The organism is Aureimonas sp. AU12, from assembly GCF_001463705.1.
In the GTDB taxonomy this organism is placed as follows: Bacteria; Pseudomonadota; Alphaproteobacteria; order Rhizobiales; family Rhizobiaceae; genus Aureimonas.
Map to the genome: position 1 here is coordinate 1 of NZ_BBWH01000032.1, position 20978 is coordinate 20978.

Annotated in this window: 21 protein-coding genes, 1 tRNA gene and 1 pseudogene; 17 read left to right on the forward strand and 6 right to left on the reverse strand. The window is 69.2% G+C overall.

The genetic code is table 11. The features are described from left to right. Positions 1-170 precede the first annotated feature (170 nt). Together AUL33_RS13810 and AUL33_RS13815 are read left to right on the forward strand one after the other, a co-directional pair. Positions 171-246: transfer RNA gene (locus AUL33_RS13810), tRNA-Ala, on the forward strand. 95 nt (positions 247-341) lie between these two features. Beyond that, positions 342-752, forward strand: a complete 411-nt coding sequence (locus AUL33_RS13815) for a hypothetical protein (protein ID WP_156419417.1) — start codon at positions 342-344, stop codon at positions 750-752. A gap of 421 nt (positions 753-1173) precedes the next feature. Here the strand turns inward: AUL33_RS13815 and AUL33_RS13820 are convergent, their stop codons facing one another. Genes AUL33_RS13820 through AUL33_RS13835 form a run of 4 tightly spaced genes read right to left on the reverse strand, consistent with a single transcriptional unit; the run spans position 1174 to position 5240 of the window. Continuing rightward, positions 1174-2427 (reverse strand): aminotransferase class III-fold pyridoxal phosphate-dependent enzyme, encoded by a 1254-nt coding sequence (locus tag AUL33_RS13820; protein ID WP_062209091.1) that lies wholly within the window; start codon positions 2425-2427, stop codon positions 1174-1176. A 3-nt stretch (positions 2428-2430) separates the two neighbouring features. Next, a complete protein-coding gene (locus AUL33_RS13825; RefSeq protein WP_062209095.1) occupies positions 2431-3717 on the reverse strand; it encodes a TRAP transporter large permease in 1287 nt (428 codons plus the stop codon). Beyond that, on the reverse strand, positions 3714-4235 hold the full coding sequence (locus AUL33_RS13830; protein WP_156419418.1) for a TRAP transporter small permease: 522 nt from the start codon (positions 4233-4235) through the stop codon (positions 3714-3716). The genes AUL33_RS13825 and AUL33_RS13830 overlap by 4 nt, the downstream gene beginning before the upstream one ends. A gap of 12 nt (positions 4236-4247) precedes the next feature. Next, positions 4248-5240 carry a TRAP transporter substrate-binding protein gene (locus AUL33_RS13835; protein WP_062209105.1) on the reverse strand — a complete coding sequence of 331 codons (993 nt, stop codon included), beginning with the start codon at positions 5238-5240 and terminating at the stop codon, positions 4248-4250. Between the two features lie 212 nt (positions 5241-5452). On the opposite strand from AUL33_RS13835, the gene AUL33_RS13840 reads away from it, so the two are divergent. Further along, positions 5453-6340 carry a LysR family transcriptional regulator gene (locus tag AUL33_RS13840; RefSeq protein WP_062209106.1) on the forward strand — a complete coding sequence of 296 codons (888 nt, stop codon included), beginning with the start codon at positions 5453-5455 and terminating at the stop codon, positions 6338-6340. Between the two features lie 63 nt (positions 6341-6403). Here the strand turns inward: AUL33_RS13840 and AUL33_RS13845 are convergent, their stop codons facing one another. Beyond that, positions 6404-7204, reverse strand: a complete 801-nt coding sequence (locus AUL33_RS13845) for a potassium channel family protein (protein ID WP_062209109.1) — start codon at positions 7202-7204, stop codon at positions 6404-6406. Between the two features lie 428 nt (positions 7205-7632). Here AUL33_RS13845 and AUL33_RS13850 point away from each other — a divergent pair, with 428 nt between their 5' ends. Together AUL33_RS13850 and AUL33_RS13855 are read left to right on the forward strand one after the other, a co-directional pair. Further along, complete coding sequence (locus AUL33_RS13850; protein WP_062209111.1) at positions 7633-8004, forward strand: TadE/TadG family type IV pilus assembly protein; 372 nt, start codon at positions 7633-7635, stop codon at positions 8002-8004. Continuing rightward, a complete protein-coding gene (locus AUL33_RS13855; RefSeq protein WP_062209115.1) occupies positions 8001-9650 on the forward strand; it encodes a pilus assembly protein TadG-related protein in 1650 nt (549 codons plus the stop codon). The genes AUL33_RS13850 and AUL33_RS13855 overlap by 4 nt, the downstream gene beginning before the upstream one ends. Positions 9651-9675: 25 nt before the next feature. On the opposite strand, the gene hslV is transcribed toward AUL33_RS13855, so the two are convergent. Continuing rightward, positions 9676-10239, reverse strand: a complete 564-nt coding sequence (hslV, locus tag AUL33_RS13860) for an ATP-dependent protease subunit HslV (protein ID WP_244492243.1) — start codon at positions 10237-10239, stop codon at positions 9676-9678. 325 nt (positions 10240-10564) lie between these two features. Between hslV and hisB the strand changes: the two genes are divergently transcribed. The 12 genes and pseudogenes from hisB to AUL33_RS13920 all read left to right on the forward strand — a co-directional run bounded on the left by hisB (position 10565) and on the right by AUL33_RS13920 (position 20807). After that, positions 10565-11173 (forward strand): imidazoleglycerol-phosphate dehydratase HisB, encoded by a 609-nt coding sequence (gene hisB / locus AUL33_RS13865; protein WP_062209118.1) that lies wholly within the window; start codon positions 10565-10567, stop codon positions 11171-11173. 19 nt (positions 11174-11192) lie between these two features. Further along, positions 11193-11678, forward strand: coding sequence for a DUF2628 domain-containing protein (locus AUL33_RS13870; protein ID WP_062209120.1), 486 nt, complete (start codon positions 11193-11195; stop codon positions 11676-11678). Then, on the forward strand, positions 11675-12331 hold the full coding sequence (hisH, locus tag AUL33_RS13875; protein ID WP_062209123.1) for an imidazole glycerol phosphate synthase subunit HisH: 657 nt from the start codon (positions 11675-11677) through the stop codon (positions 12329-12331). Before AUL33_RS13870 ends, hisH begins: the two co-directional genes overlap by 4 nt. Beyond that, a complete protein-coding gene (gene hisA, locus AUL33_RS13880) occupies positions 12331-13092 on the forward strand; it encodes a 1-(5-phosphoribosyl)-5-[(5-phosphoribosylamino)methylideneamino]imidazole-4-carboxamide isomerase (protein WP_062209126.1) in 762 nt (253 codons plus the stop codon). The genes hisH and hisA overlap by 1 nt, the downstream gene beginning before the upstream one ends. A gap of 85 nt (positions 13093-13177) precedes the next feature. Then, on the forward strand, positions 13178-13732 hold the full coding sequence (locus AUL33_RS13885; RefSeq protein ID WP_062209146.1) for a Uma2 family endonuclease: 555 nt from the start codon (positions 13178-13180) through the stop codon (positions 13730-13732). 275 nt (positions 13733-14007) lie between these two features. Then, positions 14008-14790 (forward strand): imidazole glycerol phosphate synthase subunit HisF, encoded by a 783-nt coding sequence (hisF, locus tag AUL33_RS13890; RefSeq protein ID WP_062209148.1) that lies wholly within the window; start codon positions 14008-14010, stop codon positions 14788-14790. Positions 14791-14854: 64 nt separating this feature from the next. Then, positions 14855-15175, forward strand: coding sequence for a phosphoribosyl-ATP diphosphatase (locus AUL33_RS13895; RefSeq protein WP_062209151.1), 321 nt, complete (start codon positions 14855-14857; stop codon positions 15173-15175). A 7-nt stretch (positions 15176-15182) separates the two neighbouring features. Next, complete coding sequence (gene coaA / locus AUL33_RS13900) at positions 15183-16139, forward strand: type I pantothenate kinase (RefSeq protein WP_062209154.1); 957 nt, start codon at positions 15183-15185, stop codon at positions 16137-16139. 62 nt (positions 16140-16201) lie between these two features. After that, a pseudogene (locus tag AUL33_RS13905) lies at positions 16202-16622 on the forward strand (thiol-disulfide oxidoreductase DCC family protein). Beyond that, on the forward strand, positions 16619-18259 hold the full coding sequence (locus AUL33_RS13910; RefSeq protein ID WP_244492245.1) for an SDR family oxidoreductase: 1641 nt from the start codon (positions 16619-16621) through the stop codon (positions 18257-18259). The pseudogene AUL33_RS13905 and the gene AUL33_RS13910 overlap by 4 nt, the downstream one beginning before the upstream one ends. A gap of 158 nt (positions 18260-18417) precedes the next feature. After that, positions 18418-19992 (forward strand): glucan biosynthesis protein, encoded by a 1575-nt coding sequence (locus AUL33_RS13915; RefSeq protein ID WP_062209157.1) that lies wholly within the window; start codon positions 18418-18420, stop codon positions 19990-19992. Between the two features lie 260 nt (positions 19993-20252). Further along, a complete protein-coding gene (locus AUL33_RS13920; RefSeq protein WP_062209160.1) occupies positions 20253-20807 on the forward strand; it encodes an AAA family ATPase in 555 nt (184 codons plus the stop codon). Positions 20808-20978 lie beyond the last annotated feature (171 nt).

Genomic DNA, 20978 nt, shown 5'->3' on the forward strand with positions numbered 1-20978 from the left:
GTCCGATCCCGGCGGCGCGATGAGCGCCCCGCCGATTTCGAACCGCCCCGCTTTTTCCGCTTGCGCTCCCCCGCGCATTCGCCTACCTAGCCGCCACAGACGAACGGGGCGCTCCCAAGCGACCCGCTCGAAAGCCCCTCTCCGGAGGGCACGGTTTCCTCGGAAACCACGGGGCCATAGCTCAGTTGGGAGAGCGCTTGAATGGCATTCAAGAGGTCGTCGGTTCGATCCCGATTGGCTCCACCACTTACCTCCGCCGGCGCGTTGCAAGCGTTGTTTACTTCTATAAGTTAATCGTTTCTTTCCTATCCCGTTCCTGCTTGACCGCTCCGGTGCGAGTGTTGGTCATTGTGGTTATGTCGGCTGTTCCTGCATCGACAGGGCCCGCCTTTGCTGATGATTCGCGGACACGAGCGGCGATCGAAATCGCAGCCGACCATTATGTTGGGCTGCCAACGATCATGGTGACCCAAGCCCCTAAATACGGCAGCTTATCCTTGAAGCGGGAAACCATCGCCAACCCGTTCCATGAGGCCGGGGTCTTGCTGAGGCAGCACCCGGATTGCTGCAAAGCGGTCGGCGCGGACTTCAGATCGTCCAAAGCGCGGCATCGCTGCGCTGAAGGTCGAGGCCGCGACATCGCGGACGAGGTTGATCTGAAAGTCGAATTCCTCAGCGAGACGAGTGGACTTCCGGTGGTTCTAGACGAGCGGATTTTGGTTCTTTGCCGCGATGTGGCGAGGAAGCGGTAAGTCACGACTGCGCGATATGCATGCGGCGTGGTCGATCTCGACATGTGACCCGCTACCAACGCCTTCATTCGCCACGCGAGGCCGCATGTCTGGATCGCATTTCGTTGCGCTTCGATCAGCACGGCAACGGCCCGGGGAACCGCTTGGCGCCAAGCTTTCCAGTGCAATCGGCTGGTAAGTTCGCCCGCCGCCGCCGAGAGGCCTTGCCGTCGTGGCCGATCCGGATCCGAGGCAGGCCGGGGCGGTGTAGCCGCGGTCCTCGCATCATATCGGCGCATCGACCTCTCTGCTCGGAACGTCCGACCGCCACATCGGCAGCAGGACGACCGCGCCGCCGGATCCTGCCGCAGCGTTGCCCTGCCGGCGGCCGGAAGCAGTCACAGGGGGTTCGCACGGTGCGGGTTTCTCAGTGCCGCGTTTCTCAGTGCCGGGGCGTCAAGCCGCGGTCCACCAGATCCCGCGCCGCGCCCTGAAAGGCGGAGAGGAGAAGGTCCACGGCCTCGCGATCGTGGGCGGTCGAGAGATAGTGGCGCCCGAAGGGGGCCGGCATCGAGATGACGCCATGCCGGCGCAGCGCGTGGTGGAGCGCCAGCGTGAAGGCCGGATCGACGGCGGCCGTGGCTTCGGCATAGGTCTGCGGCACGCGGCGTCCGGGCCACGGCGTGAAGACCGTTCCAAAGCCGGTCGTCGACAGGTCGAAACCCTGGCCGGCGAAGGCCGCCTCGATGCCCATCCGCAGGCCGTCGCCGGTCTCCAGCAGCGCGCCGTAGTCGATCTCGCCGAGAACGCCCATCGTCGCGGCGACGGACGCGCAGGCGATCGGATTGCCGTTGTAGGTGCCGGCCTGGCGCAGCCGCCCGTCGCGGAAGACCGCGGTCGCCTCGCGCGTCCCGATGAGCGCGGCGACCGCGAAGCCGTTGCCGATCGCCTTGCCGAGCGTGGCGAAATCGGGGTGCAGCCCGTAGGCGTGGCTGACGAGGCCCCGCCGGACCCGGAAGCCCATCAGCACCTCGTCGGCGATCACCATCGCGCCCGCTTCCCGCGCGAGCCGTGCGAGCCCGGTCAGGTAGTCGGGATCGGGGGCGATGCAGCCGGCATTGGCCATTACCGGCTCGATGATGATCGCGGCGAGATCCGGCTCCTCGGCGATCAATGCGCGCGCGTCGTCGAGATCGTTGAAGCGGGTCAGCACCGTGTCGCCCATGCGCGGCCGGGCATTGCCGCGCATGGCGGCGGCGTCGGAGCCGGCATTGCCGAAGGCGACCTCGCCAAACCAGCCATCGTAGCCCGCCGCCAGCTTGGCGACGACGCGCCGCCCCGTCGCCGCGCGGGCCGCCCGGCAGGCCAGATGCACCGCCTCGCTGCCCGAGTTGAGAAACACGACCTGGTCGAGCGCGCCGGTATGGGCGGCGAGCGCTGCGGCCGCCTCCTCTTCCAGCGCATGGGCATAGGCCGGCATCGAGCCGCCTGCGAGCGCCCGCGCGACGGCCCCATCGACCGCGGGATGGCCGTGACCGAGAAAGGTCGCGCCGAAGCCCATGGCGGTGTCGACGAAGCGACGGCCGCCGTCGTCGAAGACGTAGGGCCCCTTGGCGCGGGCGACGAGGAAGCGGCGACCGTCGACGTCCGGCACGGAGCGTCCCGCGCTGGAGATCCCCGAAACGAGGTGGCTCATGGATCAGATTCCGAAGAGGGAGGGCAGCCACTCGGTCAGGCCCGGGAAAAGGGCGATGCCGGCGATGCAGACGAGGCTGGCGATCCAGTAGGGCATCAGCCATTTCGACACGGCGTACATGTCGAGCTTGGCGATGTTGCAGACCACGGTGATGTTGGTGCCCACCGGCGGCGTGAAGAGGCCGGCGCCGAGGGTGATCGTGAAGAGGACGCCGATCTGGAAGGGCTGCAGTCCCGCGTCGCGCGCGATCGGAACGAGGATCGGCGTCATGATGACGAGCGAGGGACCGAGATCCAGCCAGAAGCCGACCGCCGAGAGGACAAGAAGGATGAGGAGCACCGTGACAACGGGTCCCGACGAGAAGCTGGAGATCCAGTCGGCGGCGAGCGTCGGGATCTGCTCGACGGTGAGGATCCAGGAGAAGGGTGTGGCGAGCGCCATGATCATCATGATGACGCCCGTGGTCGTCACCGCCCCGACCGCGGCCGGATAGAGGTCGCGCCAGGACAGCTCGCGATAGACCAGCGTGCCGACGAGGAAGGAGTAGACGACCGCGATGGCCGAGGCCTCCGTCGCCGTGGCGAAGCCGCCGACGATCGTCGAGAGGACGATCAGCGGCATGGCGAGCGCGGGCAGCGAGAGCGCCGTGTCGCGCGCCACTTCGCGGGCGTCGAAGCGCGTCTCGAGGCGCGGGAAGTTGTGGCGCCGGGCGACGATCCAGGTCGTCATCATCATCACGGCGGCGACGAAGAGGCTGGGCAGGATGCCGGCCAGCAGCAGGCCGCCGATCGAGGTGTTGGTGAGCGCGCCGTAGAGGATGAGGATGACGCTCTGGGGGCCGATAATGCCGAGCGTTCCCGCGGCGGCCGTGACGGCGGCGGCGAAGGCCTTGGGATAGCCGCGCTCGGTCATCGCCGGGATCATGATCGAGCCGACCGCGCCGGTGTCGGCGGTGGCCGAGCCGCTGATGCCGCCGTAGACGAGGGCGGTGGCGACGTTGACGAGCCCGAGGCCGCCGCGGATGCGCCCCAACATGTGCTCGGCGACGTTGACGATGCGGCGCGTCAGGCCGCCCCGGTTCATCAGTTCGCCGGCGAACAGGAAGAGGGGGATGGCGGCCAGCGTGATCTCGTCGGCGCCCCGGATGGTCTGCTGCGCGAACCAGGCGGCGGGCACGCCGAGATCCCCGGTCACGATGGCGAGGAGGCTCGACAGGCCCATCGCCCAGGAGATCGGCACGCCGGCGAACAGGAGGACCGTGAAGGACAGGATGAGGACAGCGAGGGTCATGCGACGGGTTCCCGCTCGGGATAGGGATCCTGACCGCGCACGACCCGGAAGAGCCGTGCGAGACCGAGGCCGGCCAGAGCCGTGCCGAGGACCAGAACCGAGGCGATGGTGATGCCCTGCGGCAGGCGCAGGACCGGGGTGGGCACGAAGGCGAAGCGCTGCCAGACCGCCCAGCCGCTCCAGAGAAGGACCAGTCCGAGCAGCGCCACGCAGACCGCGATGGCGCCGTCGATGGCGCGCCGGATCGAGGGCCGGAAGGAATCCTTGACCGGATCGAACGAGACGTTCTCGCCCCGGATCTCGCCGACCACGATGCCGAGGAACGTCACCCAGACGAAGGCGATGCCAGCCACCTCGAAGGTCCATTCGAAATGGCGCAGGGCAAAGAGCCGGGCCACGACGCTGAGCAGCGTCGAGACGAACAGGATCGTGAAGGCGACCGCCCCCGCGAAGGCGAAGGCCCGCTGCCCACGCCCCTTGAGGGGCGCCGGCACGGCGACGAGAGGAGGCTTCTCCAAGACCGCCGGCCTTTACTGGGCGCTGGCGGCGGCGGCGCGCACGCGGGCGACGAGATCCGCGCCCCATTCGGCACCGAATTCGTCGTAGACCGGCGTCACGGCCGTGCGGAACGGCGCGGCGTCGACATTGCTGACCTCGATGCCCTTGGCCTTCAGCTCACCGAGAATGCGGGTGTAGGTCGCGTCGAGCTGGCCGCGATACCAGCTCACCGTCTCGGACGCCGCTTCCTTCAAGGCCGCCTGCTGCTCCGCCGGCAGGGCGTCGAGCTTGTCCTTGTTCATGAACCACCAGTTGGCGGTCCAGATGTAGTTGGCGATCGAGAGCTTGCCGGCGACCTCGTACCACTTGGAGTCGTAGTAGTCGCGGATCTCGGGCTCGACGGCGCTGACGACGTTGGCCTGGAGCGAGGTGTAGACCTGACCGAAGGGAATGGCCTCCGCGAGGGCGCCGAGCTGGCGCATCGTGGCCAGGATCACCGGATTGGGCGGGGTGCGGATCTTCAGGCCCTCAAGGTCGGCGGGCTTGGCGATCGCGGTTTTTTCGGAAGCGAACTGGCGGAACCCGGAATCGAGGGCGCCGAGCATCACGTAGCCGCGGTCCTGGCCGAGGCCCATGATCTCCTGTCCCACCGGCCCGTCGAGAAAGGCGTGGACCGAGGCGTTGCCGGTGAACAGGAAGGGAAGCGAGACGACGTTGAGGCGCGGCTCGATGGCGTCCACCGACCCGCCGAGACCGATGTCGATCGAGCCGACGCCGACGCCCTCGACGATCGGATCCTCGTCGCCCAGCTGGCCATCGGGAAAGATAACGATCTCGAGCTCGCCGCCGGTCTTCTCGGAGACCTTGCGCTGAAACTCCTGGGCCGCCTTGTTGATCAGGCTGTCGTTCGAGGAGGCATGCGCCAGGCGAAGCTTGGCCGCCTCGGCGACCGAAAGGGTCAGCGGCGACAAGGCCGGTCCCAGGCAGGCGGCGAGGACAAGATGGCGGAGGGATGTCGGGAACATGGCGGACCTCGAAACAGGGCGATGGCCGACACTTGCAGGCGGGAATGCGCCCGTAAATGAGAAAAGCGCGGCTATATCAACGTATTATAAGGGGATAAGCGCCGTTTATGGGGGCTTTTCCGGGCCCGTGATACAACCGTACTGCCCAAGATGAAGGCTTGACGCGAGATTGCGCATACCGCTTGATAGGCCCCTGAACGGGAGACGGGAGCATGCGCCACCTCGACAGCGATGCCTTGTCCGCCTTCGTCGCGATTGCCGAAATCGGCTCCTTCACGGCGGCGGCGCAGCGGCTCAACAAGTCCCAGGCCGCGGTCTCGATCGCCATCGGGCGCCTGGAGGAGCGGCTCGGCAAGAAGCTGTTCGATCGCCTGCCGCGCCGGGTCGCCCTGACGAGCGCCGGCGAACGCCTCCACCACTACGCGCAGCGGATCCTGGCGCTGGAGGACGAGGCGATCGCCTCCCTTTCGGACGCCACCCAGGAGGCGCGCGTGCGCCTCGGCATGCCCGACGACTACATGGCCCTGTTCGGCGGAGCGCTCGTCGACGCCTTCGCGCCGCGCTACCCGCTCGTCGGGATCGACCTTCGCTGCGGCTTCTCTTGGCAGCTCGAGACGATGGTGGAATCGCGCGAGCTCGATATGGCCATCATCACCCAGAACCCCGCCGACCCCAAGGGCGAGGTGCTGCGCAGCGAGCGGCAGATCTGGTGCGCGGGTCCGGGACGCAGCCCCGAGACGGCGCCGGTGCTCCGCCTCGCCCTCTTCCCCGACGGCTGCCGGTCGAAACCGCTGGTGCTGCGATCGCTCGACAAGGCCGGGCGTCCCTGGAAAATCGGCTATTCATCCTCCTCGATCCAGGGGCTGCAGCTGGCGGTCGCCTCCGGCGACATGGTGACGGTGCTGCCGGAATCCGCGGTGCCGGCCGACTGGCGCCGCCTCGACGAGAGCCACGGCTTCCCGCCGGTGCCGCCACTGGCGCTAGCGATCTACACGTTCCAGCAGTCGCGCCTCCCGGTCCGCCAGGTCACCAGCTTCATGCGCACCCGCTTCTCGGATGTCACGCCCTCCAGCCTACAACTCGTAAGCCGGCAAAGCTGACGAGGTCGCCATGCCCGGCGATCGCGCGCCGAGGGCTCAGGCGCCCTCGTCCGGGCCGAGGGCTCAGGCGCCCTCGTCCGGGATCGCCAGGATGTGGCCGCAGGCCTTGCAGTGGACGGCGTCGGGCTCGTGGCGCTCCAGAGCGCATTGCGGGCAGCGGAAGAACACCTTGTAGGGTTTGAACAAGGCCTGCGCGAGCCGCACGAAGAGCGAGATGCCGACGATCATCGTGACGATCGAGGTGAGCTTGCCGGCCGTGCCCGGCAGGGTGATGTCGCCGAAGCCCGTGGTGGTCACCGTCGCCACCGTGAAGTAGAGCGCGTCGACATAGCCCTCCATCCCCGAGCCCGACCGCGTGAAGGCGGTGTAGACGAAGCCGGTGATGAGGAAGAGGCAGGTCAGGAGATTGACCAGCGCCCGCCCGACATCCTCCCATTCGCGCCACCCATGCGCGCGCACCCAGCGCCAGACGATCTCCTTCTGTGCCAGGGTCCAGAGGCGCAGGATCCGCAGGAAGCCGAAATTGAGGAAGAAGGCCGGCGCCAGCAGGGTCAGGAAGACGAGGACGTCGACCCAGACCACGGGACGTCGCGCCCAGGCCCGCCAGTTCGGCGAGGCCACCAACCGCGCCAGGAGATCGGCGCCGAGCAGAGCCGCCACCGAATAGTCGACCCAGAAGAAATAGTGCTGGTCGGCAATGAGCGGGCTGACGATGAAGAAGCCGATGATGACGAGATCGAGGATCGCCACGGTTCCCTGAAACCGCAGCGCCGCCGGATGGTCGGCGTGATACAGAAAATCGAGCCGCCGCCGAAAGCGTTGGAAGCGGGTTTCGGGCGGCGGCACGGCGGCGTCGGTGGTCATGCCGCGGGAGATAAGCGCGGCGCGGCGTTCCGACAGCCCGGCACATCGCACGGGGCCGGGACGTCGCGGAATGCAGGCGGGCGACGCAGTCGGAGCGGCGCCTTCCATACCCGTCACGCGCGTGATCGCAGATTGCGGTGCCCGCGCTCCTTGCCGGCCGCCTGCCCAGACCTCGTTCGGGCCCGACCGTGCCTACCCCATCGGACCCGCTGGAGCCCCGCGATCGTCCGTCCCGGGCCCGCCCGAACAGCGTCGCGGCGTTCAGGAAGCGTTGACCACGAATTCAGTCGTTAAGCTGATCTTCTGGACTCATGCATAATCCTAGGTTGGATAGGCGAGGCGATATTCCGCCGACAGTGAGATCGATCATGCCGCACCGACGCTTAGGCCCACGCCTTACGCCATTGTTTCAAAACACGAATGGATCGATGGCGATCGAATTCGCCGTGCTCGCGCCGCTTCTCCTTCTGGTTATGTTTGGAACGATGCGGGTGGGCCTCGCCCTCGGCGCCCAGCATGCGCTCTCGCAGATCGCCGCCGATGCCGCCCGCTACGCGCTGCCAGGCGACAGCGAGGGGGTTCGGCGCGATCTCGTGCGCCGCTATATCAATCAAAGCGCCACGACCTACGCGCTCGTCGATGCCCGGCGGATGACCTTCGACATCGCCGAGGAGAACGACGCGCTCACCGTCACCGTCCGGCTCGACGTCTCGAACATTCCCGACATTCCCATCGTCTCGGCCGCCTACGCCTTTCCCAAGATGCAGGTTGCCGGCGCGAGCGTGGCGGTGCAGAGATGAGCGCCCGGCTCCTCCGGCGGTTGGCCGCGGACCGCAGCGCCTCGGCCGGGATCATCGTCGCGCTGCTCATGCCCGCGCTGATCGGCTTTGCGGGCCTCGGCACCGACTACGGCTATTTCTTCCTCGACCAGCGCCGCCTGCAGAAGGCCGTCGACATGGCCGCGCTGTCGGCCGCCACGATGCCGGGCGCCGAGGAGCCGACGGCGCGAGACTTCATGCTCCGCAACGCCGAAGCGGCCGCGACGCTCGCGGTCCGGCTGGGCTCCCTCACACGAGGGCCCGATGCGCAGCCGGTCTTCTCGCCCGGTCCCGGCGGACCGGCGGTCGAGGTGCGCGCCGAGCGGCCGAGCCGCCAGTTCTTCTCCGGCCTCTTCCTCAAGCAGCCGCCCGTGCTCCACGCCGTCGCCGTCGCCACCGTCCAGCCCACCGTGTCGCTCGCCGCCGGCAGCCGCCTCGCCGCGCTGTCGGGCGGCATCACCCAGCAGATCACCGAGACGTTTCTCGGCACGAAGGTCGACCTGAAGGTGCTCGGCTACGATGGCGTGCTGCGCTCCACGATCGACGGGAACGCACTGGTCGATGCGCTCGCCGACCGAGTCGGCGTTGCGAGCGGGACGCTCGGTGCCCTTCTCGACCGCGAGATCTCCGTGCAGCTCCTCGCCGGCGCCGTGTCGGACGTGCTGCGCAAGACCGGCAAGCCCGGTCCGGCCTCCGATGTCGCGCGCCTGGCGCTCGATCTCTCGCGCAGCCGCGTCACCGTCTCGCTCGCCGAGATCCTTGCCCTTCCCGCGGACCTTCGCTCCATCACGCTCGGGACCCCCTCGCGGATCCTCGGCGCCGACATTTCCGTCGCCGGCCTCCTGACCGCCGCGCTGAAACCACAAGGCGACGGCAGCCTGCTGGAGACCTCGCTCGCCCTGCCCGGCCTCGTGCGCACCAGCCTCGAGATGCGGATCGGCGAGCCGATGCTCCAACTGCCCCCGCTCACCATCACCGCACCCGGCGGCACGATCCGCACGGGCCAAGTCCGCGCCCGGCTGAAGATCGGAAGCGAAGGGCTCGTCAATGCGCTCGGTGTCGCGCTCGATATTCCCGTGGAACTGGTCGTGGCCGGCGGCGAGGCAAAGGTCGTGGCCGCCACCTGCTCGCGCGAGCCCGCCCATCGTTCCGTCACGGTCGAGGTCTCGCCCGGCGTCGCGCGCCTCGAGATCGGGCGCTGGGCCAAGCCGCTGGCCGCCGTCGGCACCGCGCCGGAGGGCGGCACCGCCGCGATCATCGCCTCGCGCGCCCTCTCGGTGACCGCCCATGCTGTCGCCACCCTGCGCGCGCCGACGCCCATCCGCGTCGTCTTCACGGGCGCGGAGATCGGCAACGGCACGCTGCGCACCGTGGGCTCGACGAAGATGGTCTCGGGGCTCGTCTCCGACCTCCTCGGCTCGCTGACGCTGGACGTCTCGGTTCTGGGGATCGGCCTGGGGCTCGGTGACGCCGTGGTCGGCGGTCTCGTGCGCTCGGCCCTTCTCGCCGTCGCCTCGCCGCTCGACACGATCCTCGACGGCGTCCTCGACGTCGCCGGGGTACGGCTCGGGACGATGGACATCCGCGTCGACGATCTCGTCTGCGACGCGCCGAAACTCGCCGTCTGACGGCACGTCTCGGCGCGCTTCGACCTCAAGCGTCCGCGTCGAGGCTTTCGAGCACGATGTTGCCGTTCGTGTAGATGCAGATCTCGCCCGCGATCTTCATCGCGCGCCGCGCGATCTCCTCGGCGTCGTAGTCGGTGTCGGCCAGCGCCCGCGCCGCCGCCAGCGCGTAGTTGCCGCCCGAGCCGATGGCGATCACGCCATATTCGGGCTCCAGCACGTCGCCATTGCCCGTCAGCGTCAGCGTCACCGACTTGTCGGCGACGATCATCATCGCCTCCAGTCGCCGCAGGTAGCGGTCCGTTCGCCAGTCCTTCGCCAGCTCGACGCAGGCCCGCATCAGCTGGTCGGGATATTGCTCGAGCTTGGCCTCCAGCCGCTCCAGGAGCGTGAACGCATCCGCCGTGGCGCCCGCGAACCCCGCGATCACCTGTCCGCTCTTGCCGATCCGCCGGACCTTGCGGGCATTGCCCTTCATCACCGTGTTGCCGAGCGACACCTGGCCATCGCCCGCGATCACCACCTTGCCGCCCTTGCGCACGGTGACGATCGTCGTCGCATACATCTTCGCGGGGTCGTGCTGGTCCATCATGCTCGTCTCGTCCTGTTCGCGTTCCCGCCCCATATGGGAACCCGCCACCGCCGGCGCCAAGGGTGGTCGCGGGTGGCATGGCGGGGCTGCCGCCCCGATCCCCGCCCGAGGGCTGACACCCCCGGACCCCCGCTTCTTTTTATCGACCACAAGGAAGGGCCGCCGGCCCTCCCTTGTGATCGACAGAAGATGGGGTTCCAAGGGCCTCAGGCCCTTGGCGGGGTCTGGGGCAGCGCCCCTGTCTTTCCCCACCCAACGCCCGCCTCGGTTGGCGGCGGCGGCGCGGTTCTGTATGAAGCGGCGACGGGACAAGAGGACGAGTGCGATGAGCGGGACGGCGGGACGCAGGGACGGAGCGATCGAGCGGGCGACGAAGGAGACGCAGATCCGCGTCCACGTCGATCTCGATGGTCAGGGGCGCGCGAGCGTCGCCACCGGCGTCGGCTTCTTCGACCACATGCTCGATCATCTGGCGCGCCATTCGCTGATCGATATCACGGTCGAGGCGAAGGGCGATTATCACATCGACGACCATCACACGGTGGAGGATGTCGGCATCGCGCTGGGTCAGGCGATCCGCGGTGCGATGGGCGAGCGGCGGGGCATCCGGCGCTATGCCTCGCTGGATCTGGCGATGGACGAGACGCTGACGCGCGCGGCGGTGGACGTGTCGGGGCGCCCGTTCCTGGTGTTCCGCACGACCTTCCCGACGGAGAAGATCGGCACGTTCGATACGCAGCTGGTGCGCGAGTTCTTCCAGGCGTTCGCCATGAATGCCGGGCTGACCCTGCACATCGAGACGCTCTACGGCGAGAACTCGCACCACATCGCGGAGACCTGCTTCAAGGCGGTGGCGCGGGTGCTGGGAGAGGCGCTGTCGATCGACCCGCGCCAGGCCGATCTCGTGCCCTCGACGAAGGGCATGCTGGCATGAGCGCCGGGCGGGTCGGGCGATGACCACGCGCTGGATCGTGCTGGAGCCGGCGGGAACAGTGGAGCGCTCGGACGCGGCGGTGTTCGTACGCGACGCGTTCCGGCCGATCGCGGTGGTGCTGCCGGCCGTGTGGCTGCTGCGCTACCGCCTGTGGCTTCCTGCCGTGGCGACGGTGCTCTTCGATCTCGGCGTCGGGCTCGTGGCGCAAGACCGGGGCTTCGGCTTCGCGGCGGCCGCGCTGCCGCTGCTGCTCGGCCTCGCGGTGGCGCTGGAAGGTCCGACGCTGCGGATCCGGCGGTTCAAGCGCAAGGGCTTTCGTAAGGCGGCGCTGGTGATCGCGGCCGACCGGCGCGATGCCGAGGCGATCTACTTTTCCGGCGAAGCCAGCGAGGCGGATGGTTTGGGGGATCCGCTGCCCGGCGTGATCGCGCAGGCCGAGGTGCCGAGCGGACCGTCGATCCGCCGCCCGGCGGGGCGCAACCTCTTCGACGGAGCCAGACCATGACGCAGACGGTCGCCATCATCGACTACGGCTCGGGCAACCTGCGCTCGGCGACGAAGGCCTTCGAGCGTGCCGCCATCGAGGGTGGCATCGACGCCCGGATCGTTCTGACGGACGATCCCGAGATCGTGCGCACGGCGGACCGCGTCGTGCTGCCGGGCGTCGGCGCCTATGCCGATTGTCGCGCGGGTCTGGGTGCAGTGGCCGGCATGGACGAGGCGCTGCGCGAGGCGGTGGAGGCGCGGGGCGCGCCCTTCCTCGGCATCTGCGTCGGCATGCAGCTGATGGCCGAGCGCGGGCTGGAAAAGACGATCACGCCAGGGTTCGGCTGGATCCACGGCGATGTCGAGCCGATCGTGCCGAGCGATCCCGCGCTGAAGGTGCCGCAGATCGGCTGGAACACGATTCACGTGAAACGGCCGCATCCGCTGCTGGCGGGCATCGAGACCGGCGAGGCCGGTCTCCACGCCTATTTCGTCCACTCCTACCATCTGGTGCCGCGCATCGAGACCGAGGTCGTCGCCACCGCCGACTATGGTGGTCCCGTCACCGCGATCGTCGCGGAGGGCAACAAAGCCGGCACCCAGTTCCATCCCGAAAAGAGCCAGCGCCTCGGCCTCGCGCTCATCGCCAACTTTCTCCGCTGGAAGCCCTGATGCCCCTTCTCTTTCCCGCCATCGACCTCAAGGACGGCGAATGCGTTCGCCTCAAGCTCGGGCTGATGGCGGAGGCGACCGTCTACAACGCCGATCCGGCGGCGCAGGCACGTGAGTTCCGGGACGCCGGCTTCAGCCATCTCCACGTCGTCGATCTCAACGGCGCCTTCGAGGGCCGGGCGGTGAACGGCGCGGCAGTGGAGGCGATCATCGCCGCGGTCGGCGGTATGATGCCCGAGGGAACGATGCCCCACGGGACAATGAAGCTGCAGCTCGGCGGCGGCATCCGCACGATGGCCGATGTCGAGCGCTGGCTGGCGGCGGGCCTGTCGCGCGTCATCCTCGGCACGGTGGCGGTGCGCGATCCCGCGCTGGTGCGCGAGGCCGCACGGCGCTTTCCCGGTCAGGTCGCGGTCGGCATCGACGCCAAGGGCGGCCATGTCGCGGTGGAGGGCTGGGCGGAATCCTCGAAGCTGACCGCCGTCGATCTCGCCAAGCGGTTCGAGGATGCCGGCGTCGCCGCGATCATCTACACCGACATCGACCGCGACGGCATTCTGGCGGGCATCAACTGGGACGCCACGATCGCGCTCGGCCACGCCGTCTCGATCCCGGTGATCGCCTCGGGGGGTCTCGCCTCGATGGAGGACATCGAACGCCTCGCCGGCGCGGACGCCGCCCATCTCGAAGGCGCGATCTCCGGCCGGGCCCTCTACGACGGTCGCATCGACGCACGCCAGGCGCTGGCGCGTCTGGCCTGACGTTGGCCCCGGCATTGGCCCCGGCGTTTCACGTGAGTCGCCGGCCGGGCTTTTGCGGGAGAGGCGTCGGCGCTATGTTGGGCGCATGAACATCCAGACGCCCATCCGTACCGCCGACGACTTCCTTCGATGGAACGAAGGACGCGAGGGAAAGCGCGAGTTCGTTCGCGGAAGGATCGTCGAGATGATGACAGGCGGGTCCCGGCGCCATGCCGAACTGTTCCTGCAACTGGCCTTCGCCATCCGGCAGGGATTGGCGGATCCGACGCTTCGGATCACCGCAGCCGATTACGGGGTGCGGACAGCCGCCGGCATCCGTTATCCCGACGTGCTCGTGCTGCGTGACGAGGGAGACGGGCGCGATCTCGCAACGGCCTGCCCTCTGGTCATCGGCGAGATCCTGTCGCCGTCGTCTCTTGCCATCGACTTCGGCGAGAAGGCGGCCGAATACACTGCCCTTCCCTCGCTCCTCCACTATCTCGTCCTGTCGCAGGACGAGCCCCGCCTCTGGCTCTGGCGGCGCGGCGAGGACGGGGCCTTCGGATCGCCCGAGATGATCGCCGGCGCCGAAGAGAGCGTCGCGCTGGACGGGCTCGGCCTCAGCCTCGCCCTTGCGGACCTCTATCGCGGCATCGCATAAGGCGAGCCGAAGCGGCGAAACCCTGATGCCGCCGGCAAGATCCTTGGCCTGGGAGGGCCCGATGACCCTCAAGGCCCGCATCATCCGCTGCCTCGACGTGAAGGACAGCCGCGTCGCCCGCAGCCGCGAAGCGGCGAGGACGCGCAACATCGGAAAGGCGGCCGTCCTGTGACCCTCAAGGCCCGCATCATCCGCCGCCTCGACGTGAAGGACGGCCGCGTCGCCCGCAGCCGCGAAGCGGCGAGGTCGCGCAACGTCGGAAAGGCGGCCGTCCTGTGACCCTCAAGGCCCGCATCATCCCCTGCCTCGACGTGAAGGACGGCCGCGTGGTGAAGGGCGTCGGCTTCGTCGGCCTGCGCGATGCCGGCGATCCCGTCGAGGCGGCGCGGCGCTACGATGCGGCGGGAGCGGACGAGCTCTGCTTCCTCGACATCACCGCCTCGTCCGACAATCGCGACACGATCTTCGAGGTGGTGGCGCGCACTGCCGAGGCCTGCTTCATGCCGGTGACGGTGGGCGGGGGCGTGCGCACCGTCGCCGACATCCGCAAGCTGCTTCTGGCCGGCGCCGACAAGGTGGCGATGAACACCGCCGCCGTAGTGCGTCCCGAATTCGTGGCCGAGGCCGCCGACAAGTTCGGCAACCAGTGCATCGTCGTGGCGATCGACGCCAAGCGCGTCTCCGCGGACGGGGAAACCCCGCGCTGGGAGATCTTCACCCATGGTGGGCGCACCCCCACCGGGCTCGACGCCGTGGCCTTCGCACGGCGCGTCGTGGCGCTCGGCGCCGGCGAGATCCTGCTCACCTCGATGGACCGCGACGGCACCAAGGCCGGCTTCGATCTCGGCCTCACCCGCGCGGTCAGCGACGCCGTCGCCGTGCCGGTGATCGCCTCGGGCGGCGTCGGCACGCTCGACCATCTCGTGGAAGGCATCCGCGACGGCGGGGCAACGGCGGTGCTCGCCGCCTCGATCTTCCATTTCGGCGAGCACACGATCGCGGACGCCAAGGCGCATATGGCGGCCGCCGGCATTCCCATGCGACAGGACGCCGTCTAGAGCTTTCAAGACCCCAAGCGCCGGCCCGCGACCCGCTTCCGATGAGAAAGGCGTAGAAAGCCTCATGTTCGACCTGACCGATCTCGAGGCCATCGTCACGGCGCGCGCCACCTCCGGCGACGCCTCGTCCTACACCGCCAAGCTCGCGGCGCGCGGCCTGCCGAAGGCGACGCAGAAGCTCGGCGAGGAAGCGGTGGAGACCGTGATCGCCTCGCTGACCGAGGACGACGCGGCGCTGACCGGGGAAGCCGCCGACCTCCTCTATCACCTCCTCGTGGTGCTGCATCTGCGCGGCGTGCCGCTGAGCGCCGTCATGAGCGAGCTCGAACGCCGCACGGCGCAGACGGGTCTGGCCGAAAAGGCCGCGCGGGCCCCGGAGCGCTGAGACGGACATGGACCAGCCGATCCCCGCCGCCCGCTCGCCCTACCATTTCTTCTCGGCCGCCGAGTGGGCGACGTTTCGCGGCCGCGAGACGCTGACCCTGACGGAAGACGAGGTGCGCCGGCTGCGCTCGATGGGCGACGCGATCGACGTCGGCGAGGTCGAGCGCATCTATCTGGCGATCTCGCGCCTGCTCTATGCCCATGTCGAATCCTCGCAGGCGCTGTTTCGCCAGCGCAAGCGCTTCCTGCGCGGCTCCGAGCAGACCAAGACCCCCTTCATCATCGGCATTGCCGGCTCGGTCGCGGCGGGAAAGTCCACCACCGCCCGCATCCTCAAGGAACTCCTCGCCCGTTGGCCGGGCACGCCGAAGGTCGATCTCGTCACCACCGACGGGTTCCTCTTCCCCAACGCGGTGCTGGAGGCCGAGGGCCTGATGCAGCGCAAGGGCTTTCCCGAGAGCTACGACGTCGGGGCGATCCTGCGCTTCCTCTCCGACATCAAGGCCGGCGCGCGCGACGTGCGGGCGCCCGTCTACTCGCATTTCCACTACGACGTGATGTCCGGCGAAACCGTCACGGTCGACCAGCCCGACATTCTCATCTTCGAGGGACTGAACGTCCTGCAGGTGCGCGAGATGCCGCGCGACGGCAAGTTCGTGCCCTTCGTCTCCGACTTCTTCGACCATTCGATCTATATCGACGCCGACATGGGCGACCTGCATCGCTGGTACGTCGCGCGCTTCATGCGCCTGCGCGAGACCGCCTTTCGCGAGGAAGCCTCCTTCTTCCATCGCTATTCGAAGATCTCGGCAGACGACGCGCTCGCCGTCGCTGAGCGGCTGTGGACGACGATCAACGCCAAGAACCTTCTCGAAAACATCATGCCCACCCGCCCCCGCGCCGACCTCATCCTGCGAAAAGGCGGCGACCACCTCGTCGAGGAAGTGGCGCTCCGCAAGATCTGAGCGCGCAAGCGCCGCAGTCCGCATCCGCCGCGGTGCGCCGCGAGCCGAATCCAGGAGACGCCGTGCCAGAGCATGACCCGAGCGGGACCAACGGCCCGATCATCGTCTTCGATGCCCTCTGCGTTCTTTGCTCCGCCAATGCCCGCTTCGTCCTGCGCCACGATCATGAGCGGCGTTTTCGTCTGGCCTCGATGCAGACGAGTGCGGGCGCCGCGCTCTATCGCCGGTTCGGGATCGATCCCGCCGATCCCGACACGCTGATCGTCGTGGAGGGCGAACGGGGTGCTGCGCGACAGCGACGCGGTGCTGCGCATCTACGAGGGGCTCGGTTGGCCCTGGCGCGTGGCCGCGCTGGCCCGCCTCGTGCCGAGGCCCCTGCGCGATCCCGTCTATCGCCTCGTCGCCCGCAACCGCTACCGGCTCTTCGGCCGGCGCGAGACCTGCTGGCTGCCGTCAGCCGAAGAGGCGGATCGCATCCTGTGAGCCGCGTTCTCGTGCTCGGCGGCTATGGCGGGTTCGGCGCTCGCCTGTCGCGCCGGCTCGCGGCGGACGGCTGGCAGGTGATCGTCGCCGGGCGCGACGCGGCGCGGGCGCAGCGCCTCGCGGCCTCGCTGCCGGAGGCCGAGGGGATCCGGGCGGACCGCGACGGCGATCTCGCGCCCTGTCTCGCCGCGCATCGCCCGTTTCTCCTCGTCGACGCGGCCGGCCCGTTCCAGACCAGCGACCACCGCGCCGTGCAGGCCTGCCTCACGGCCGGCGTCCATTATCTCGACCTCGCCGACGCCCGCGCCTTCGTCTGCGGCATCGAAGGGTTGGACGATGCGGCGCGGGCCGCCGGCCTCGTCGTGATCTCCGGCGCGTCCAGCCTGCCCGCCCTGTCGGGCGCCGCAGTGGCGGACCTCGCGCGGGGCATGGAGGCCGTGCACGCCGTCGACCTGTCGATCAGCGCGTCCAACCGGGCAACGGCCGGGCCTTCGGTGGCCGCCGCGATCCTCGGCACGGTCGGCCGGCCGGTCCGGCTGTGGCGGGGCGGGCGCTGGCAGACGGCCACGGGATGGCAGCAGGCCCGGCGCGAAACCTACGCCCTGCCCGGACGCCCGGCGCTTCGGCGCCTCGTTGCGCTCGCGGATGCGCCCGACCACGAGATCCTGCCAGCCGGCCAGCCGGGCCGCCCGGCGACCACCTTCCGGGCGGGCCCCGAACTGCCCGTGCAGCTCGCCGCGCTCTGGCTGATGAGCTGGCCGGTGCGCTGGAGATGGTGGCGCTCGCTGGTTCCCCTGGCGCCCCGGCTGGCGCGTCTTCAACGACTGACGGCGCGATGGGGGAGCGACCGGTCGGCGATGGCGGTCGAGGTTCGCGGGTGCCGGGACGGCGAGACCTTGAGGCGCCGCTGGACCCTCATCGCCAACCGCGGCGACGGGCCGGAAATCCCGACGCTGGCCGCACAGCTTCTCGCCCGAGACCTGCGGGCCGGACTGCTGGCGCCGGGCGCCCGGCATGCCGGCGGTCTCCTGTCGCTCGATCGCTTCCGGGTGCTGTTCGCGAATCTGGCGATCGAGGAGGCTGTCGTCAGCCATCCCGATCCGCCGCTCTACCGGCGGCTGATGGGCGATCGCTTTGACGCTTTGAGTCCGCCCGTCCGTTCGATGCACGAGGTGGCCGGCTTTGGCGCGGCGAGCGGCGAGGCTCACGTAACGCGGGGTCGATCGCCGCTCGCGCGGCTGGTGGCGGGGATCGTCGGCTTTCCGCCGCAGGGCGATCATGCGCTGCACGTGACCTTCGAGGAGCGGGACGGCCGCGAGCGCTGGATCCGCGACTTCTCCGGTCGCCGGTTTTCGAGCGAGATGAGCGGCGCCGGGGACGAGGTCGTCGAGCGTTTCGGACCGCTCCGCTTTCGCTTCGCGCTCGTCGCCGGCGGCGACGGCAGCCTCGAGATGGCGCTGCGCGGGTGGTCGGCCTTCCACGTGCCGATGCCGCTGTGGCTGGGGCCGCGCAGCCGCCCGCGCGAATGGGCCGAGAACGGCGGATACGCGTTCGACGTTCCCATCGCCCTGCCGCTCATCGGCCTCGTGGTGCGCTATCGCGGGCGCCTGCGCCGGACCGGGGATTCTGCTCGCTGACGGCCGGACGCCCGCGCGCGAACGCAGCCCCGGGACGCCCGCTCTTTCCCCGCGTATCATCCTCGCGTCACATTTCTGGGGTCCCGCAGGGCGCTTTGGGAGTTGACACCGGCGGCTGAGGATCCTTACTCCCGCGCGGCTCACGGAAGGGACACTCCATGACGATCGACTTCAATCGACGCGAACTGATGATGGGCCTGGCCGCCCTCGGCGTGGCGCTGCCCGGCAGCCGGGCGCTGGCCGCCGACGGCGACGGGCTGAAGTTCGGCCCGGCCGAGCCCTTTTCGTTCGACGCGCTGGTGGAGAAGGCCAAGGCCCTCGCCGCCGCTCCTTACGTGCCCGAAGCCTCGCGCGCGCCAGCGGTGCTCGACCGCATCGACTTCGACCAGCATTGGCGCATCAAGTACAAGAAGGACGAGACGCTCCAGCTGAACGACGGCAAGGCGCCGATCCGCTTCTTCCATCTCGGCCGCTACTTCCAGCTGCCGGTCGGCATCCACGTCGTCGACGGCGGCACCTCGCGCACGCTCGCCTACGATCCCGCGCTCTTCGAGATCCCCGCCGACAGCCCGGCGAAGGAACTGCCGAACGATATCGGCTTTGCCGGCTTCCGGGTGCTGGAGCCCGGCCGCGAGGAGGATTGGCTGGCTTTCCTCGGCGCCGCCTATTTCCGCACCTCGGGCGAGGACAACCAGTTTGGCATGTCGGCGCGCGCGCTGGCCATCGATGTCGCGATGCCGACGCCGGAAGAATTCCCCCGCTTCACCGACTTCTACCTCGAGCCCTCCAGCGACGGCCGACTGGTGATCACCTGCGCGCTCAACAGCCCGCGCGTCGCGGGCGTCCTGCGCATGGACGTCGCCAAGGGCGGGCCGATCGTCATGAACATCCAGGCGCGCTACTTCGCGCGCGACGAGATCCAGCGTTTCGGCATCGCGGCGCTGACCTCGATGTTCTGGTATTCCGAGACCGATCGCGGCCGGCGTGTCGACTGGCGCCCGGAGGTCCACGATTCGGATGGCCTGGCCTTGTGGACGGGCACCGGCGAGCGCATCTGGCGTCCGCTGAACAATCCGCTCAACGTGATGACGTCGAGCTTCTCGGACGAGGCGCCGCGCGGCTTCGGCCTGTTGCAGCGCGACCGCAACTTCGAGAACTACGAGGATGACGGCGTCTTCTACGAAAAGCGCGCCAGCGTCTGGGTCGAGCCCGTGGGCTCCTGGGGCCGCGGCGCGGTGCAGCTGGTGGAAATCCCCACCGACGACGAGATCCACGACAACATCGCCGCCTACTGGGTGCCGGAAGCGCCGGTGCGCAAGGGCGACGCCATCGCGGTCGATTACCGCCTGTTCTGGTCGAACCGCGAGCCCTATCCCGGCGACGTCGGCAAGGTGGCAGCGACGCGGCTCGGGCGCGGCGGCATTCCCGGCCAGCCCCGCCCGGCCGGCGTCACCAAGGTGGTGGTGGACTTCGACGGCGGCCTCGTCGCCGCCCTCGGGCGCGACGCCAAGGACGTGAAGGCCGTGGTCAGCGCCTCGCGCGGCACGGTCGGCCAGACCGAGGCCTATTCGGTGAAGGTCGGTACCGCCTGGCGTTCGACCTTCGATCTCAAGGTCGACGGCACCGATCCGGTGGAACTGCGCTGCTACCTGACGCAGGGCGACACGGTGCTGACGGAAACCTGGGCCTACCAGTTCCTGCCGCTGACGCCCGCCCAACAGGCCGCGCTCTGAGGCGTTTCCGGACGAGGCGAGCGCGCGTCCTCGCTGGGTGATGCGGACGAAACGAGGACCGAGGCGAAGCGGGATCGTTTCGCCTCGACGACGCACGGGAACCGACCGCTTCCCCTCGCGGTCGGGCCCTGCGACTGACGGCCTGGACAAGCCTGAGCTTTCCATGCCCGCAAGGCATGCGCGGGGCTCCGATGGGTCTCGCCGCCGCGCCCCATGACCCACAAGCTGCGAGCTCACGCCATCCCGACCGGTTCTCCGCGATGACATCGAACGATAGTTTCTTCGTCCTCACCGGCGGTCCGGGATCGGGCAAGACGACGCTGATCGAGGCGCTCGCCGCCGCCGGCCGTCGCACGATGATGGAGGCAGGGCGCGCGGTGATCCGCGATCAGGTCCGCATCGACGGCCCGGCCCTTCCCTGGCGCGACCGGGCGCTCTTTGCCGAGGCCATGATCGTCCACGACCTCGCCACCTATCGCCGCGCCGAGACGAACGCATCGGGTGTCCCGGTGATCTTCGACCGGGCGCTTCCCGACTGTGCCGGCTATCTCGCCCTCTGCGGCTTGACCGTGCCCGCGCATCTGACGCGGGCCGTGGCGGACCTGCGCTACAACCCGCGTGTCCTCCTCGCGCCCTTCTGGCCGGAGATCTTCGGCGCCGACGAGGAGCGCCGGCAGGATGCGGACGAGGCCGAACGCACCGCCGCCATGATGACGCAGACCTACCGCGCGGCGGGCTACGAGATCGTCATCCTGCCGAAGGCGACCGTCGCCGAGCGCGTCGCGTTCGTGCAGGCGATGATCGCGGAGGCTTGAGGCTTCGCGCGGCCGTCGATGTCGGGGAAACGGGCGGCACCATCATGGGAGATGCCGAAGCCGGGCTGCGCCCGTTTCGGCGGGGGGTTCACCGAAGCCGGCCTCCGGCCGTTTCGGCGGGGGTGTTCACCGAAGCCGGCCTCCGGCCGTTTCGGCGGGGGTGTTCAACCC

Excerpts from the sequence above, each read along its gene's own strand:
- AUL33_RS13820 (WP_062209091.1), bottom strand. The coding sequence starts at position 2,427 with ATGAGCCACCTCGTTTCGGGGATCTCCAGCGCGGGACGCTCCGTGCCG.
- AUL33_RS13825 (WP_062209095.1), bottom strand. The coding sequence starts at position 3,717 with ATGACCCTCGCTGTCCTCATCCTGTCCTTCACGGTCCTCCTGTTCGCC.
- AUL33_RS13835 (WP_062209105.1), bottom strand. The coding sequence starts at position 5,240 with ATGTTCCCGACATCCCTCCGCCATCTTGTCCTCGCCGCCTGCCTGGGA.
- AUL33_RS13840 (WP_062209106.1), top strand. The coding sequence starts at position 5,453 with ATGCGCCACCTCGACAGCGATGCCTTGTCCGCCTTCGTCGCGATTGCC.
- AUL33_RS13845 (WP_062209109.1), bottom strand. The coding sequence starts at position 7,204 with ATGACCACCGACGCCGCCGTGCCGCCGCCCGAAACCCGCTTCCAACGC.
- AUL33_RS13850 (WP_062209111.1), top strand. The coding sequence starts at position 7,633 with ATGGCGATCGAATTCGCCGTGCTCGCGCCGCTTCTCCTTCTGGTTATG.
- AUL33_RS13855 (WP_062209115.1), top strand. The coding sequence starts at position 8,001 with ATGAGCGCCCGGCTCCTCCGGCGGTTGGCCGCGGACCGCAGCGCCTCG.
- hslV (WP_244492243.1), bottom strand. The coding sequence starts at position 10,239 with ATGATGGACCAGCACGACCCCGCGAAGATGTATGCGACGACGATCGTC.
- hisB (WP_062209118.1), top strand. The coding sequence starts at position 10,565 with ATGAGCGGGACGGCGGGACGCAGGGACGGAGCGATCGAGCGGGCGACG.
- AUL33_RS13870 (WP_062209120.1), top strand. The coding sequence starts at position 11,193 with ATGACCACGCGCTGGATCGTGCTGGAGCCGGCGGGAACAGTGGAGCGC.
- hisH (WP_062209123.1), top strand. The coding sequence starts at position 11,675 with ATGACGCAGACGGTCGCCATCATCGACTACGGCTCGGGCAACCTGCGC.
- hisA (WP_062209126.1), top strand. The coding sequence starts at position 12,331 with ATGCCCCTTCTCTTTCCCGCCATCGACCTCAAGGACGGCGAATGCGTT.
- AUL33_RS13885 (WP_062209146.1), top strand. The coding sequence starts at position 13,178 with ATGAACATCCAGACGCCCATCCGTACCGCCGACGACTTCCTTCGATGG.
- AUL33_RS13895 (WP_062209151.1), top strand. The coding sequence starts at position 14,855 with ATGTTCGACCTGACCGATCTCGAGGCCATCGTCACGGCGCGCGCCACC.
- coaA (WP_062209154.1), top strand. The coding sequence starts at position 15,183 with ATGGACCAGCCGATCCCCGCCGCCCGCTCGCCCTACCATTTCTTCTCG.
- AUL33_RS13915 (WP_062209157.1), top strand. The coding sequence starts at position 18,418 with ATGACGATCGACTTCAATCGACGCGAACTGATGATGGGCCTGGCCGCC.
- AUL33_RS13920 (WP_062209160.1), top strand. The coding sequence starts at position 20,253 with ATGACATCGAACGATAGTTTCTTCGTCCTCACCGGCGGTCCGGGATCG.